At 49.2% G+C, this 15,386-nt stretch carries 15 protein-coding genes; 8 read left to right on the forward strand and 7 right to left on the reverse strand.

Features of this window, described 5'->3' with window-relative positions; translation table 11 throughout:
- Nucleotides 1–62: 62 nt before the first annotated feature.
- Together nagZ and AYJ59_RS06785 are read left to right on the forward strand one after the other, a co-directional pair.
- The gene (gene nagZ / locus AYJ59_RS06780; RefSeq protein ID WP_127119665.1) at nt 63–1,136 is read left to right on the forward strand and encodes a beta-N-acetylhexosaminidase; all 1,074 of its coding nucleotides are present in this window, start codon (nt 63–65) and stop codon (nt 1,134–1,136) included.
- Complete coding sequence (locus AYJ59_RS06785) at nt 1,133–2,413, forward strand: mechanosensitive ion channel family protein (protein WP_237260279.1); 1,281 nt, start codon at nt 1,133–1,135, stop codon at nt 2,411–2,413. Before nagZ ends, AYJ59_RS06785 begins: the two co-directional genes overlap by 4 nt.
- A 51-nt stretch (nt 2,414–2,464) precedes the next feature.
- Here the strand turns inward: AYJ59_RS06785 and murB are convergent, their stop codons facing one another.
- Nucleotides 2,465–3,496, reverse strand: a complete 1,032-nt coding sequence (murB, locus tag AYJ59_RS06790; protein WP_127119666.1) for a UDP-N-acetylmuramate dehydrogenase — start codon at nt 3,494–3,496, stop codon at nt 2,465–2,467.
- A gap of 50 nt (nt 3,497–3,546) precedes the next feature.
- Here murB and AYJ59_RS06795 point away from each other — a divergent pair, with 50 nt between their 5' ends.
- Nucleotides 3,547–4,899 carry a sodium-dependent transporter gene (locus AYJ59_RS06795; RefSeq protein WP_127119667.1) on the forward strand — a complete coding sequence of 451 codons (1,353 nt, stop codon included), beginning with the start codon at nt 3,547–3,549 and terminating at the stop codon, nt 4,897–4,899.
- 102 nt (nt 4,900–5,001) lie between these two features.
- Here AYJ59_RS06795 and AYJ59_RS06800 read toward each other — a convergent pair whose 3' ends face one another.
- From AYJ59_RS06800 to AYJ59_RS06815, 4 genes are all read right to left on the reverse strand, one after another.
- Nucleotides 5,002–5,490 carry a Crp/Fnr family transcriptional regulator gene (locus AYJ59_RS06800; RefSeq protein WP_029938201.1) on the reverse strand — a complete coding sequence of 163 codons (489 nt, stop codon included), beginning with the start codon at nt 5,488–5,490 and terminating at the stop codon, nt 5,002–5,004.
- Nucleotides 5,491–5,538: 48 nt separating this feature from the next.
- Nucleotides 5,539–5,748 carry a hypothetical protein gene (locus AYJ59_RS06805; protein WP_029938200.1) on the reverse strand — a complete coding sequence of 70 codons (210 nt, stop codon included), beginning with the start codon at nt 5,746–5,748 and terminating at the stop codon, nt 5,539–5,541.
- Complete coding sequence (dapE, locus tag AYJ59_RS06810) at nt 5,748–6,884, reverse strand: succinyl-diaminopimelate desuccinylase (protein ID WP_127119668.1); 1,137 nt, start codon at nt 6,882–6,884, stop codon at nt 5,748–5,750. The genes AYJ59_RS06805 and dapE overlap by 1 nt, the downstream gene beginning before the upstream one ends.
- A gap of 99 nt (nt 6,885–6,983) precedes the next feature.
- Nucleotides 6,984–7,331: an arsenate reductase gene (locus AYJ59_RS06815; protein ID WP_127119669.1), complete on the reverse strand. Its 348-nt coding sequence runs from the start codon at nt 7,329–7,331 to the stop codon at nt 6,984–6,986.
- A 164-nt stretch (nt 7,332–7,495) separates the two neighbouring features.
- On the opposite strand from AYJ59_RS06815, the gene AYJ59_RS06820 reads away from it, so the two are divergent.
- Both AYJ59_RS06820 and AYJ59_RS06825 read left to right on the forward strand, forming a co-directional pair.
- A complete protein-coding gene (locus AYJ59_RS06820) occupies nt 7,496–8,395 on the forward strand; it encodes a DapH/DapD/GlmU-related protein (protein ID WP_029938197.1) in 900 nt (299 codons plus the stop codon).
- Nucleotides 8,396–8,495: 100 nt separating this feature from the next.
- The gene (locus tag AYJ59_RS06825) at nt 8,496–8,879 is read left to right on the forward strand and encodes a VOC family protein (RefSeq protein ID WP_127119670.1); all 384 of its coding nucleotides are present in this window, start codon (nt 8,496–8,498) and stop codon (nt 8,877–8,879) included.
- A gap of 65 nt (nt 8,880–8,944) precedes the next feature.
- Here the strand turns inward: AYJ59_RS06825 and glnD are convergent, their stop codons facing one another.
- Nucleotides 8,945–11,617 (reverse strand): [protein-PII] uridylyltransferase, encoded by a 2,673-nt coding sequence (gene glnD, locus AYJ59_RS06830; protein ID WP_029938195.1) that lies wholly within the window; start codon nt 11,615–11,617, stop codon nt 8,945–8,947.
- 57 nt (nt 11,618–11,674) lie between these two features.
- Nucleotides 11,675–12,481 carry a type I methionyl aminopeptidase gene (gene map, locus AYJ59_RS06835; protein WP_029938194.1) on the reverse strand — a complete coding sequence of 269 codons (807 nt, stop codon included), beginning with the start codon at nt 12,479–12,481 and terminating at the stop codon, nt 11,675–11,677.
- 236 nt (nt 12,482–12,717) lie between these two features.
- On the opposite strand from map, the gene rpsB reads away from it, so the two are divergent.
- From rpsB to pyrH, 3 genes are all read left to right on the forward strand, one after another.
- The gene (gene rpsB, locus AYJ59_RS06840) at nt 12,718–13,452 is read left to right on the forward strand and encodes a 30S ribosomal protein S2 (protein WP_127119671.1); all 735 of its coding nucleotides are present in this window, start codon (nt 12,718–12,720) and stop codon (nt 13,450–13,452) included.
- A 100-nt stretch (nt 13,453–13,552) separates the two neighbouring features.
- Nucleotides 13,553–14,437 (forward strand): translation elongation factor Ts, encoded by an 885-nt coding sequence (tsf, locus tag AYJ59_RS06845; protein WP_127119672.1) that lies wholly within the window; start codon nt 13,553–13,555, stop codon nt 14,435–14,437.
- A 215-nt stretch (nt 14,438–14,652) separates the two neighbouring features.
- A complete protein-coding gene (gene pyrH / locus AYJ59_RS06850; RefSeq protein WP_029938191.1) occupies nt 14,653–15,363 on the forward strand; it encodes a UMP kinase in 711 nt (236 codons plus the stop codon).
- The last annotated feature ends 23 nt before the right edge of the window (nt 15,364–15,386 follow it).

The raw sequence follows: 15,386 nt of genomic DNA on the forward strand, positions 1-15,386 counted from the left end.
GACTGCATTTTGACGTGAAACGGTTATAATCGTGGCAGGTATTTAGGTAAACACGGAAGCATATGGAAAAATTGTTTGGTGAGTCCATGCCGTTGGGCTGTGTAATGGTCGACTTGGAAGGCACGCAGATGCAGCCGCACGAGCGTGAACGCTTGATGGACCCGTTGGTCGGTGGGGTGATTCTGTTCAGCCGAAACTTTGAATCGGTGGAACAATTGATGGCTCTGACTCGGGAGATTCATCAGTTACGTCACCCGAAACTGTTGATTGGTGTCGATCATGAAGGTGGACGCGTTCAGCGCTTTCGAGATGGTTTTACACGGTTGCCACCGATGGGGTTGATTGGAGACTTGTATCATCAACATCCAAAGCAGGCACAGGAGTTGGCCGAGAGTGTCGGTTGGCTGATGGCAGCGGAATTACTGGCCGTGGGTATCGATTTCAGTTTTGCGCCGGTGGTGGATTTGGATTACGGTGACAGTCGCGTCATCGGTGACCGAGCCTTTGATGCCGATCCTTTGGTGGTGGGGAAGCTGGCGCAGCATCTGGTTTCCGGTATGAAAAAAGCCGGGATGGCCTCGGTGGCCAAACATTTCCCCGGGCACGGTTACATTCAAGCTGATACCCATTTGGAAGTTGCAGTCGACGAACGCGATTTCAATACCATTCTGCAAACCGATATTCAGCCGTTCTTAAAACTGATTGAATATGGTGTGGATGCGGTGATGCCGGCGCATGTGCGTTACCCGAAAGTCGATGATTTACCGGCTGGGTTTTCCAAAACCTGGTTACAAGATGTGCTGCGACGCCAGTGCCACTTTGAAGGCGCCATTATCAGTGATGACATGTCGATGCATGCCGCCACCGAATTTGGTGATGCGCCTACCCGAGTGCGAGCGGCTTTGGAAGCGGGCTGTGATTTGGTGTTGGTGTGTAATGACCCGGTTTCGGCCGATCAGGTTTTGACGGAAGTGGCTTGGGATACCGGTCCGGTTTCCCATGCCCGTTTGATTCGTTTGCACGGCAAAGGTAAACTGCAGCAGCATCAGTTGCTGACAAATCCGTTATGGCAGTCGGCGTCGGCACGTATCGAGCATTTTATGAATGAAGAAAATCAGCAGGACTTTACAGTATGAATATCCTCATGTCCATTATCGGTTTTTTGAACGAAACGTTGCTGTCGCTTGGCGGCCCTTTTGTGAATTCGGGAATCGAAAAAGCGCTGAATCAAGATGAAGAGACGCTGTTCGAGGACTTCGCGAAAAACACTTTCACCAGTACAATCGACGTTTTTCCGGAAGCTTGGCGTTATCTGGCCGAATTGTTCGGCGGGCAAATCTGGTTGCTGTTGTTACTGATTGTCTTTGCCATCACCTTGGTGGTGGATGTGGTGTTTAGAATTGCCATCGGTGGGGTGGATTATTATTTAGATAAGCACAAAAAACGTTTTGTGGGCAGCATTACCAAGTCTTTGAAAGCACCGGTTTCATTTTATATCTGGTTGTCCGGTTTGACACTGGCCATCATCACCATGATGAACCATTTCAGGGTGTTGCTCGAACTCAAGCCTTATATTACAGAATTTAAGTCCACCCTCGGTGTGATTGCCGTGGCTTGGTTCTCGGTGCGCTGGGTGCGGCACATTGAAATTCACCTCAAACGCTTGGAGCGGAAGGACTCACGCTGGGATTCGGTGACGGTCGAAGCGGGTGCCAAGGTGTTCAAGCTCACGGTGTTCGTGGTGACAGGGCTGTTTGTGTTGAGTGAGATGGGTGTGAACCTGGCCGGTTTGATCGCCTTCGGCGGTGTGGGCGCCATGGCGGTCGGTTTTGCCGCCAAAGACGTCATTGGTAATGTGTTGGGTGGCTTGATGCTGTATTGGGATAAACCTTTCAGTACCGGAGATTGGATTCGTTCACCGGATAAAGAAATCGAAGGTACGGTGGAAAGCATCGGCTGGCGTTTGACTGTGGTGCGAACGTTCGACAAGCGTCCGCTGTACATTCCCAATGGTATCTTTTCGACCATTTCCATCGAAAATCCGTCGCGTATGACGAATCGCCGAATCAAACAGGTCATTGGGTTGCGGTATTGCGATATTGATAAAATGGCCGCGGTGACGTCAGGTATTAAAGAAATGCTGAAAAATCACCCGGAAATTGATCAGAATCAGACCACTTTTGTGAACTTTGTGGCCTACAACAATTCCACTTTGGATATTATGATTTACACCTTTACGAAAACGACCGTATGGGTACGTTATCAAGAGATCCAGGAAGATGTATTGTTGAAGGTTGCCGATGTGGTGGCCAGTCATGGCGCGGAAATGGCCTTCCCGACCCGTACTTTGTATGTGGAAGACAGCGTGAAGCTGGAATCGCCAGGCCTGGCGGAAATCCCGACAAACAAATAACGTTTGGTTTCAGGCCGACGGGCTAGACAAAATAAGGGCGCAACAGCGCCCTTATTTCATGACAATGACTTCTTTTTCCAGATGGATACCGAATTTGTGGTCAATGTCTTCTTGAATGCATTCCGCCAAGCGGACGATGTCGCAACCTCTGGCATCGCCCAGGTTTACCAGAACCAAAGCATGTTTTTCCGAAACCGCTGCATTTCGCAGTTTACGACCTTTCCAGCCGGATTGCTCAATCAGCCAAGCTGCCGGGATCTTATATTCATTGGTAATGGTTTTGTGGTGTGGAATGTCGCCGTGAGTGGCAGTGAGTTCGTTGAAATATTCTTCGGTGATCAAAGGGTTCTTGAAAAAACTGCCGGCATTGCCGTAAATGCGCGGGTCGGGAATCTTTTGCTGGCGGATGGTGACGACGGCATCGAAAATGTCCTGCGGGGTTAAGCCTTCTTTACCGGGGTAATGAGACAAGATGGCTTCTTTGAGCGGTTCGTACACCAGGTTGGGTTGCCCGGATTCGAGCTTTTTCAAACGGAACGTCACGCGGTGGACCAGCAAACGGTTTTCGTGTTCTTCCTTGAAAATGCTGGTGCGGTAACCGAAGCGGCAATCACTGTTACGGAATTCGCGACGTTCGCCGGTGAAGAGGTTGAGGGTTTGCACTCGGGTGATGGTATCGCGCGCTTCGGCACCGTAAGCGCCGATGTTCTGAACCGGTGCGGCCCCGACGGTTCCCGGAATCAAGGCGAGGTTCTCCAAGCCCCAATAACCGTGTTCGACCGTGTATTTTACAAAATCGTGCCAAGGCATGCCGGCACCGACCGACAGCCAAATGCTGTCTTCGTCTTCTTTCATGACGCGAATTTTATCGTACTGACAGGTGACGATGACCTTCTCCAAATCCTGCGTAAACAGGATATTGCTGCCACCGCCCATGATCACCCACGGAATGGCCGACAGTTTCATGTCGGAGCGCAAAATCGGGATGTCAGACTGTTTGCTTATTTCGACAAAATACTGCGTTTTGATGTCGATTTTGAACGTATTCCGGTTTTTTAGGGAATAATTCGCGTGAATATGCATATCTGCTATAATTTTGTAACAAAGAGTGTGGTTATTATAAAGGAATATTTATGGCGCAGTTGAAACTTTCAACTCAGGCTTGGACGTCCCAAACGATTTTCATTTTAGCGGCAATCGGTTCGGCAGTTGGCCTCGGGAATCTTTGGAAGTTTCCTTACATCACCGGCGAAAACGGTGGTGGTGCGTTTGTCATTGTTTATCTGCTCTGTATTCTGCTCATCGGTCTGCCGATTCTCATCGCTGAAATCACACTGGGGCGAGCCGGTAAGGCCAGTCCGCCGCAAGCCATCGCCAATATCGTACGTGAAACCGGTTCCAGCAAACTGTGGGTGCTGCTGGGGTTCAATGCGGTGATGGGCGGTTTATTGATTCTGACGTTTTATTCGGTCATTGCCGGTTGGGGCATCGCTTATTTCGTGGACAGTCTGTTTGGTGTCTTCAGCGGCATGAACGCGGATCAGGCTCAGCAGCACTTTGATGATTTTGTCGCCAGCCCATCCGGCTTGACCTTTTGGCATTCGGTAGTGATGCTGCTAACGATTCTCATCGTGGTGAAAGGGGTGCGCAGCGGGATTGAACGCGCTATCAATATCATGATGCCGGGGCTGTTGATTATTTTGCTGGTCTTGCTCGGTTATGCCACTACCACCGGTGCTTTGGGGCAGAGTTTTGAATTCCTGTTCAAACCCAACTTTTCCGCTTTGACGACCGATTCGGTGTTGATTGCCTTGGGGCATGCGTTTTTCACGCTGAGTCTCGGTTTCGGTACCATGATGGTTTATGGCTCCTATATGCCGAAAGATTACTCCATTGTGCGCGCCAGTTTGTGGATCGTGGCGGCGGATACGATTATTGCCTTGATTGCAGGCCTGGTGATTTTTTCAATTGTATTCGGAAATGGCCTGGAAGCGGGTTCCGGCCCGGGATTGTTGTTCCAGACCTTACCGATTGCGTTCGGGCAAATGACCGGTGGCTGGTTTTTCGGTACCTTATTCTTCGGCATGGTGGTATTTGCCGCCCTGAGTTCGGCGATTTCCATGATTGAACCGGCCATCAGTTGGTTGGAACAGAACTGGGGCTTTACGCGTCGAAAAGCGGCCTGGACGCTGGGGTTGTTTTCCTGGACGTTGGGGTTGGGCAGTGTGTTGTCGTTCAACCTTTGGAAAAACGTCCACTTTTTGCAGGACAAGACCTTCTTCGGTACCATGGATTTCCTCACGTCGAATGTCATGCTGCCATTGGGCGGAATGTTCACGGCCTTGTTTGTCGGCTGGGTCTGGACACAACAACAGCGTGATGGGGAGTCCGGGATGCCGCCGAAATGGTCGAATCTTTACGGTGTTCTGGTGAAATTCGTGGCACCGGTTCTGGTGTTTATCGTATTCGTTGAGAGTGTGACGTAATTTGTTCGTGATGGACGACGATTGAATATAAAAATGAATATAAAAAAAGCGGGCAAAAGCCCGCTTTTTTGTGGATGCTATTTAAAACCGTTGGGATGCGGTTCAGTATTGCGCCATGTAACTGCTTTGAATGTGTTTTTGCATTTCCAGATTTTCCTGTAGCATCCGACGTTGCAGGTGATGGGAAAAGCGCAGAATGGAGCGCATGACATTGAACATCAGCTTTGGATTTTTTTCGACCAATGCTTCAAATTCATCACGGTGTAGAATCAATACCGTAACGTCGTTCTGAGCTTGCAGACGCATGGTGTGGGCAATGCCATCCAAGAAGCTTAGCTCGCCAATCAAGGCTCCTTTTTTCAAGGTATTGATGTGAATGGTCTTTTCCGGGCTGATGACTTTTTGGATTTCCAGCTTACCGTCCACCAGAATATACAGATTGCCGTCCAGTGTCTCCGGTTCAAACAGGATTTCGCCTTTGGACAGGACGCGTTGCTTCACGATTTCGGACAAGGCTTCGCAGTCTGCTTGGGTCAAGTCGGCACCGAGTACAGATTCGGCAATCAATTGGGTTTCGGCTGGTTTCGGCATGGTTTGGCTCCTAAACGTTTTTTCTTGTTGTTGTTTTACTTTTTAACATTATCGGTCAAGTCGTTCAATCGGGTAAAAGTTCTCGAAGAGTAGTGACAGTCCGAATGTGAACAAGAGTATCAGTACAAAAACGATGAGAATCGAACGGGCTTGTTTGTTGTCGATGAATTTTTCTTTCCAGTTTTCCTGCTTGGCATAGGGCCAGATCAGTGCGATGAAAATGACCAGAGCCAGGATTTGCAGCAGTATCGATAACATCAGTCCACCAATAGGTTAATCAAGGTTTGTTCGTAAATATCCGTCAATTGATTCAAGTCGTCCACACTCACGTGTTCATCAATTTTATGGATGGTGGCGTTCAATGGGCCCAGTTCGATGACTTGTGCGCCGGTTTGGGCAATGAACCGACCATCCGATGTTCCGCCGCCAGTGGAAAGTTGGGTTTGCAAACCGGTTTCCTGCTTGATGGCTTTGGAAACGGCTTGAATCAACTTACCTTCCGCCGGTGTAATAAACGGCAGTCCGGATAAATTCCATTGTAAATCATAATGAAATTCGCAGCCATCCAAAATTGCGTGCACCGCTTGTTTTAAGCTGTCCGGTGTCTGTTCGGTGGAGAAGCGGAAGTTGAAATCCACCACGCAGTCGCCGGGAATGACATTGGTGGCACCGGTACCGGCATGGATGTTGGAGACTTGAAAAGAGGTCGGCGGAAAATATTCGTTACCGGTGTCCCAAACCGTTTCGGTGAGGGTTTTCAGTGCCGGGGCCAGCGTATGAATCGGGTTTTCAGCCAATTCAGGATAGGCAATGTGACCTTGAATGCCTTTGACGGTCAAGCGACCGCTGAGCGATCCCCGACGACCGTTTTTGATGGAGTCGCCCAGTTGTTGGCTACTGGATGGCTCGCCCACCAGGCAGTAATCGTATTTTTCGCCACGTACTTCCAGTGCTTCCACGACTTTAACGGTGCCGTCCACCGCCGGACCTTCTTCATCACTGGTAATCAGGAAACCAATGGAGCCCTTGGCATCGGGATGTTTTGCCACAAAACGCTTGGTGGCGACCATGAAGCAGGCGATGCTGCTTTTCATGTCGGCCGAACCGCGTCCGTATAACTGACCTTTGTCATCGATGTGCGCAGAAAATGGTGGATATTGCCATTGGTCGGCTGGGCCAGTGGGGACGACATCGGTGTGGCCGGCAAATACGATGAACGGGCCGGTTTCACCGCGTCTGGCCCACAAATTACTCACGTCGCCAAACGGCATGGGTTCGATCTGAAATCCCAGAGGACGAAGGTAATCGGCAATCACTTGTTGGCAGCCGTTATCGTCCGGGGTGACGGATTCGATTTGAATCAATTGTCGGGCGAGTTGAATGGTTTCGGTCATATTATCGGTCGCAAGTTTGGTTATTATCGGTTTTTTTACCGTTCATTTTAGGTGTTCGGCAGTGGTTTTAGAAGACTTGATTGTTCTGACAATCAACGCTTACAGTGCCTGTTGATAGTCGGCTTCTTTAAAGCCAAACAACAGAGCGGTTTCGGTTTGCAGTACCGGGCGTTTGATCAGTGTTGGAATTTCGGCGAGCAATTCCAGGTTGTCGCCGGCCATCAACTGTTGTTTTTGTTCGTCGTTCAGCTGTTTCCAACCGGTGCTGCGTTTATTGACGATAACATCAATCGGTTGTTGTGCCAGCCAATGTTGAAGGGTGTCCAGCGTAAGAGGGTTCTTACGGAAGTCGTGAAATTGATAATCCACCTGTTGCGTGTCGAGAAATTTACGGGCTTTTCGTACCGTGTCGCAATTGGGAATGCCGTATAACGTGATGGGTTTCATGCTGCTCTTTCCAAGGTTCGATTTGAGTCAATCCGTTATTTTAAAGCATTTTAAGGTGGTTTGAAGGGGAAGATGATGCCTTTCTCGGACAGAACGGCTTCTCTGTTTTGGTCAGAAAAGGTATACTTTGCGTTTTTGATTTTGAATGTTAAGAGAAGAGTGTTATGACTATCAAACGAATCGGCCATCGTTATAGCGATGCGAAAACGGGTGCAACTTTAGATGTATGGTTTCCACGTTCAAACAAAGAAATCGCGCGTAATTGTCTGGCGTTGAAAGCCGGCATCATTAAAAGCGATTTTGTGACGGTCGAGATCGCTTCGGTGGACGATGCACCGACGTCAGCGGAAGACGCGTATTTGCGTCTGCATTTGTTGTCGGAATGCGCTTATAAGCCGCATGACATCAATTTGGACGGCGTCTTCGGTCTGTTGACCAATGTGGCTTGGACCAGTGCCGGACCGGTGTTGCCTTCCGAGGTGGAGAATCTACGTGAAGCGATTGCCGACGAGCCGATTCAATTGACAATCACTTCGATTGACAAGTTCCCGCGTATGGTGGATTACGTGATTCCGGAAGGGGTACGTATCGGGGATGCGGACCGTGTTCGTTTGGGTGCGCATCTGGCACCGGGCACCACCATTATGCATGAAGGCTTCTGTAACTTTAATGCCGGCACTCTGGGTAACTCCATGGTGGAAGGCCGTATCAGTGCCGGTGTGATTGTAGGTGAAAACACCGATATCGGTGGTGGTGCTTCAATTATGGGTACACTGTCCGGTGGCGGTAAACAAGTCATTTCCATGGGGCAACGTAACCTGCTGGGTGCGAATGCCGGTTTGGGGATTTCTTTGGGCGATGATTGCATTATTGAGTCCGGCCTGTACTTGACGGCTGGCACCAAGGTTAAGATGCCGGACGGTTCGATTGTGTCGGCCCGTGATTTGTCCGGTCAATCCAAGCTGTTGTTCCGTCGTCATAGTCAAACCGGTCAGGTGCAGGCAATTATGACGGACGGTACGGTTTGGGGCGGTTTGAACGAAGCGCTTCACAGTAACGACTGATGACAAATTCATAACAACGCCTTCAGTTGTTTGAATACAATGAACCCAGCCTTTGCGCTGGGTTTTTTATGGGCCTTTGAAAAAAAGATAGGAGAAAAAGATGGCCAGAGTCATTGGGTTGGATCACGTCAGTATCCTGGTTTCGGATGCGGAGGCCAGTTTGAATTTTTACCAGGGGTTGTTGGGTTTGTCGGTTCTGGAAAAGCCGGATTTGGGTTTTCCGGGCTATTGGTTGGATTTATTCAATGGCCAAAGCCTGCATATTATGCAATTACCGAACCCGAGTAGTGGGTCTGAACGGCCTGAACATGGCGGGCGGGATTTTCACTTTGCACTCCGAGTGGATTCGATTGCCGATTATGAAGCGCATTTGCAACAACATGGTTTGACGTATACACGGAGTCGTTCCGGTCGAAAAGCCTTGTTTGTCAAGGATTTGGATGATAATGCGTTTGAATTGTTTGAAGTCAGTTCGAATGTGTAAAAGCGCCAGGCCTGGTCAATATGGAAATTTGCCAGGCCTGGCCGGAAGTAAGGATGCCGAATATTCTAAGGTTCGATATTATCCAGTAGGGCGGCCTTTAACGCTTCCTGCGTATGATGGGAATGAATCGAGTGGTTGCTGGTTGAACTGATCATAAAGACGTCTTCCGCCTTTTCACCTACCGTATTGATTTTGGCGTCGTGTACGCGAATCTGGCAGCTTTTGAAGGCTTGGCCGATGCGGGCCAGCAGGCCGGGGATGTCTTTAGTGGTGATGCTCAGTTCCGTGAGCTCTTCATTCAACTCTTGGAATTGAATTTCGGTCGGCGTGTGGAAAGCTCGCGTCCGTCTGGGTTCCGGCTGCGGCTGCGGGGTGCTGTCCGCTTTCAGGAATAATTGGTATTTCAGCGTGTCCTCGATTTCCGCCAGAATCATGTCGTCGGTAATCGACAGGCTTTCGTGGTTAAGCAGATAGATAATCACCAGCGTCATGTTGTCGGAGCCGGAGTAGATTTTCGCTTCCACGATGTTCAGGCCGAGTTTGTCAAGAATCTGGGTGAATTGCGCGAAGAGGTAATCACGGTCGTGCATGTAAATAATCAATTCGGTGGCGCCGCGAGACGTTGTCGGTTGCAGGTGTACGTTGATTTCATCTTCGCTTTCATCGTGCAACGCTTCGGTGATGCGCGCGATTTCGCCGGGGCTTTGGCGGTTGAAAAAATCGGTTTGTTCAAACGACTGCCAGAAGGTTTGGAATTCCGGTGGTGTCAGGCCTTTGCTCTTCAAAAATTCGCTGGCTTTTTCTTTATTGAAAATCGCTTGTTTGGCACGGTCTCTCGGCAAGGTCGACGTGGCGTCCAATGCCTGGGTGGTGTTGTGGTAAAGCTGTAGGAAAAGTTGGTTTTTCCAGTCGTTCCAAACATCATCCGAGGTGGAGCGCACATCCGCCAACGTTAGCAGGTAGAGATAGTCCAGGCGTTCCTGTGTGCCGACCTTTTCGGCGAACTGAGCGATGACTTCCGGGTCGGACAAATCTTTTTTCTGGGCAACGTAGGAGAAATCCAAGTGGCGCAATACCAGCCAGCTGAGGAGTTCGGTATCGTTTTTGTTCAGGTTGTGTTTGAAGCTGAATTCTTTGGCATCAATGGCACCGAGCTTTTCGTGTGCGCCGTTACGGCCTTTGGCAATGTCGTGGAATAAACCGGCCAGTAAGAGAATCTCCGGTTTGCACAATTGTTTGGCGATTTGGTGCGCCGTCGGGAACTCGTAGGCGTACTGGTTGATGAAGAAACGTCGCAGGTTTCGGATAACTAAAATGGTATGTTCATCAACAGTATAGGCGTGAAAGATATTAAACTGCATTAAGCCGGAAATTTTTTTGAAACTCGGCAAGTAAGCGCTCAAAATGCCATAAGCATACATGCGTTTGAGTGCGGCATTGACGCCTTTCGGTTGGCGGAAAATTTCAATGAATAACGCCTTGTTGATCGGGTCGGAGCGGAACTGGTCGTCGATCAAGTGCAGGTTGTTGCGAATCAAGCGGATGGTGCGCGAACGAATTCCCTGAATCAGATGTTGGTAGTTTTCGATGATGATGAAAATTTCCAGCAGTGCCGTTGGGTTTTTTTCGAACAAATTGGTTTTGGTGACATCAAGGTAGTTGTTGACGATACGGAAACGTGGGTTGATCTGCTCGATGTGGTCTTCACTGGTGCGGAAAATTTCTTCTTTAAAATGCTGTAACAGGATTTCATTCAGACGTGCCACAATATGCACGTTCTGATAATAGGGTTTCATGAAAGCTTCGACCGCCTTGACGCTGTCGTCGCTGGACAGATTGGGGTACAGTTTTTCCGCGAGTTGTTGCTGGTTGTCGAACAGTAAACGGTCTTCATGACGTTTTTTCAAACGGTGCAGGGCAAAGCGAATGCGGTTGAGGTAGAGGTAAGCCGCTTGAATTTCCTGAAATTCGTGCAGGGTGATGAAGTTGTGTTGCATCAGTTCCTGCAGGGAGCTGGCGCCGAAGTGACGTTTAGCCACCCAGAGAATGGTTTGGATGTCGCGCAAGCCGCCGGGACTTTCTTTGATGTTGGGTTCCAGCTGGTACAGGGTGTTGTGATAGCGTTTATGGCGGCGTGCTTGCTCTTCCAGCTTGGCTTCGAAAAACTCTTGGCTGGGCCAGAAGGTTTTGAGGTTGAAGAGGTTTTGCAGGGCTGAGAACTGTTCGTAATCCCCCGATAACCAGCGTGCTTCGAGTAGGTTGGTGGCGGTGGAGACGTTTTCCTTCCCGGATTCGATGCATTCTTCCAGATTGCGCACTGCGTGGCCGACTTCAAACCCCAAGTCCCATAAATAGGTGATGAATTCGATGATGGTTTGTTGGTGGGCTTCGTAAGATTCGCCGAGAATCAACAGGTCGATATCGGAGTAGGGTTGTAGCTCACCACGGCCATAGCCGCCGACGGCAATCAAGGTCAGCCGGTGGTCGCCGTCCTTCGGAAAAAAATGCTGCCAGATTTTTTTCAGTAACTGGTCGATGAAGGAGGTGCGTTCTTTGATCAGTGCTTCGATGGAGCGTCCCTGATCAAATTTAGTGAATTGCTGTTCGTTGAATTCTTTCAGCAAGTCTTTTCCCGCACTCAGGGATTGATTGCGTTCCGCATGCGTCAGCTGGTAAATGAAGCTGGGAATCGAGCTTTCGTTGTTGTCGGGCGTGGTGGCAGGCGTGTCACTCGGCATGCGGAATCCTTCTGGTCGTTCAATTTGGTTCGAAAAGTCGGTGAGGTGTCTGGCGGTTTAAGGCAAGACGGGTTCTTCGCCGGGACGTAATGTCATGATTTCGTAACCATCGTCGGTGACGGCTAGCATGTGTTCCCACTGTGCGGAAAGTTTTCGGTCGGCCGTTTTGACCGGAAAAATGGTATTGCCTGGGTGTTTTTTGTTCGGCCCCAGTGTTTTAACGTTGGCTTTACCTTGGTTGATCATCGGTTCGATGGTGAACACCATGCCCGGTTGTAAGACAATGTCTTTCAGTTCGGGCTGCGTATAGTGCACGACCTGAGGCTCTTCGTGGAATTCGGAACCGATGCCGTGGCCGCAGTATTCTTTGACCACGGAAAAATGATTGTTGTGGGCATGGGTTTCAATGGCCTCGGCCACATCGTATAAGGTGGCGCCCGGTTTGACGGCTTCAATGCCGAGCCACATGCATTCATGGGCCACGCGACACAAACGGTGTGCGAACGGTTTGACCTCGCCGACTTCGTACATCATGCTGTTGTCACCGTAATAACCGTCTTTGATGACGGTGACGTCGATATTGACGATATCGCCGTTTTTCAGCTTTTTGTCGTGGTCGGGAATGCCGTGGCAAACCACGTCGTTGACGGAGATGCAGCTTTCCGACGGGAAGCCGTGGTAGCCCAGAGTGGCGGAAACCGTTCCTTGAACATCGGTCATGTACTTGGCCATGATGTCATTGAGTTCGCCGGTGGAAACACCGGGTTTGACATAGGGTTCAATCATCACAAGTACATCGGCGGCCAGTTTTCCGGCGACGCGCAGTTTTTCGAGTTCCTGTTCGGTTTTGATTTTGATGGCCATTGAGCTTCCAGAGTTAAGTTGTTTTTGATTGAAAAATCTTGAAAAAAAAACGGCCACATGGTATAAATGCGCCGCCTTTTCGAATAAAGGCATTTTAACAGAAAATCCACACGCCTGCCGATACATCAAACGGGGTGCTGTTTCCGAGTTTTGAGCGATTTTATCGTAAATGACGCCGAATCGAAACAGTTCGTTTGTTGGGCTGGCGGAGGCTTAACCCAAAATGGAGAAAAATCATGGCTAAAGTCACTATGCGCCAAATGTTGGAAGCGGGTGTTCACTTCGGACACCAAACACGTTATTGGAACCCTAAAATGGGTGAGTACATTTTCGGTGCTCGCAACAAGATTCACATCATCAACCTGGAAAAAACCTTGCCGATGTTCAACGATGCTTTGAACTTCCTAGGCGGTATCGCAGCGAACAAAGGAACGGTATTGTTCGTTGGTACGAAGCGTGCGGCAGGCGATTTGGTTGCGGAAGAAGCGAAGCGTTGCGGAATGCCTTACGTGAACCACCGTTGGTTGGGTGGTATGTTGACCAACTTTAAAACCATCAAACAATCCATCAAAAACCTGAAAGACCTTGAGACCCAGGAACAAGACGGTACTTTTGAAAAAATCACTAAAAAAGAAGCGTTGATGCGCTCCCGTCAAAAAGACAAGCTGGAATTGTCCTTGGGTGGTATCAAAGATATGCGTGCCATGCCGGATGCGATTTTCGTGATCGATACCGGAAATGAAAAAATCGCTATCCAAGAAGCGAAAAACCTAGGGATTCCAGTTGTCGGTGTTGTTGATACCAATAACGATCCAAACGGTCTGGATTATGTGATTCCGGGTAATGATGATGCGGTTCGTGCCGTATCTTTGTACCTTTCTTCAGTGGCGGATGCCATTATTGAAGGGAAAGGCTCTATCACAACCGCTTCTGAAAGCGACGAGTTCGTCGAAGAGCAAGCGGAAGCTTAATCGAACCGAACCGACGCTTCGCGTTCAAGAAACTACCAGGCCTGGTCATTCTTTCCAGGCCTTTTAAATTGATTACAACTTATTTTTAGGGGTCTAAAAAATGGCTGTTACTGCATCTATGGTAAAAGAACTGCGTGAAATGACTGGCGCAGGCATGATGGATTGTAAAAAAGCGTTGGGTGAAACCGACGGCAATATGGAAGAAGCGGTTGAGTTTCTTCGCAAAAAAGGGATGGCTGGCGCGGATAAAAAAGCCGGTCGTACAGCGGCTGAAGGTGTTATCGCGATTGCCGTTTCCGATGATCAGAAAAAAGCAGCGATCGTTGAAGTGAACTGTGAAACCGACTTCGTGGCGAAAGGTGATGAGTTCAAAACCTTTGCGGATGAAATTGCAGCCATCGTTTTGGCAACTGGTCAGGTTGATATTGATGCGTTGATGGGTGAAAAAATGGCCAATGGTCAAACCATCGACGAAAAACGTCGTGAAATGATCGGTAAAATCGGTGAAAACATGGCGGTTCGTCGTATCGAGTTGGTTGAATCAAACGGTACCATCGGTCAATACCAGCACGGCGAGAAAATCGGTGTAGTGGTTGCGATGAACGGTGGTGATGACGCCTTGACGCGTGACGTGGCGATGCACATCGCCGCTGCAAAGCCAGCGGCGATTTCAGCCGACGACGTGGATGCGGAAGTATTGGAAAAAGAGCGTAAGTTCCAAATCGAACAAGCTCAGGACTCCGGTAAGCCAGCCGAGATTATTGAAAAAATGATCGAAGGTCGTATGCGTAAGTATCTTCAAGAGATCACTTTGTTGGGTCAGGCGTTTGTTAAAGACCCAGATCAAACCGTTGAGAAGCTATTGAAAGCCTCTGACGCTTCTGTTACCAACTTCGTGCGTTTGGAAGTCGGTGAAGGGATCGAGATTGAAGAAACCAACTTCGCGGATGAAGTGGCTGCGGCCGCGGCTGCGGTGAAGGGTTAATTCGGTTTCCGATTTCATGGAACTGAAAAAGTTCTGTCGATAACCGATCGGCAGGGCCTTTTGAAGAAAAGCCATGATAAGCAAATTGTTTATCATGGTTTTTTTTTAACTTTTTTTCGCGATTTGTTTTGAAAGTCATTTTATAATGCCTTCCATTCCAAAATGCGTTTCAAAACGATTCGCAAGCAAAAATTCAAGAAGATTTAAGGTGAGTCATGTCATTGAAATATGAACGAGTGTTGCTGAAATTCAGCGGTGAAGCTCTGATGGGCGACGGCCAATTTGGTCTGGATGCACAGACATTGCGTCAAGTGGTTTCGGAAGTCAAAGCCTTGCGTGAGCTGGGAGTGGAAGTCGGTCTGGTGGTCGGTGGCGGTAATATTTTCCGTGGTGCTCAGATTATGGGTTCCGGTATTCAACGGACCACAGGCGACCAAATGGGCATGATGGCAACCGTCATTAATGCTTTGGCATTGCGTGACGTGATTGAAGACATGGCGATGCCGGCGGTGATTTATTCCGCAATGGGCATTGAAGGGGTCTCGCATGGCTTTAATGCAAACCATGTGAAAAAAGGCCTGGCCGAGGGGCAGGTGGCCATTTTTGCGGCGGGGACCGGGAGTCCTTTCTTTACGACCGATACGGCGGCCGCGCTACGCGGCATTGAGATTGATGCCGACATCGTTTTGAAAGCCACGAAAGTGGACGGGATTTATACGGCGGATCCGGCAAAAGACCCCACGGCTGAGCGTTTGGCCGAATTGAGTTACGATGATGTGATTCAAAAAAACCTGCAAGTCATGGATATGACGGCATTTGTGTTGTGTCGTGACCATAAAATGCCGATCCGGGTGTTTGATATGTTCAAAAAAGATGCGGTGATTCGAATTGTCAAAGGTGAAGATGAAGGCACTTTGGTGCACTGACTTCAGATTTGAGTTCAAAGGAG

The organism is Thiomicrospira sp. S5 (genome assembly GCF_003991075.1).
Lineage (GTDB): Bacteria > Pseudomonadota > Gammaproteobacteria > Thiomicrospirales > Thiomicrospiraceae > Hydrogenovibrio > Hydrogenovibrio thermophilus.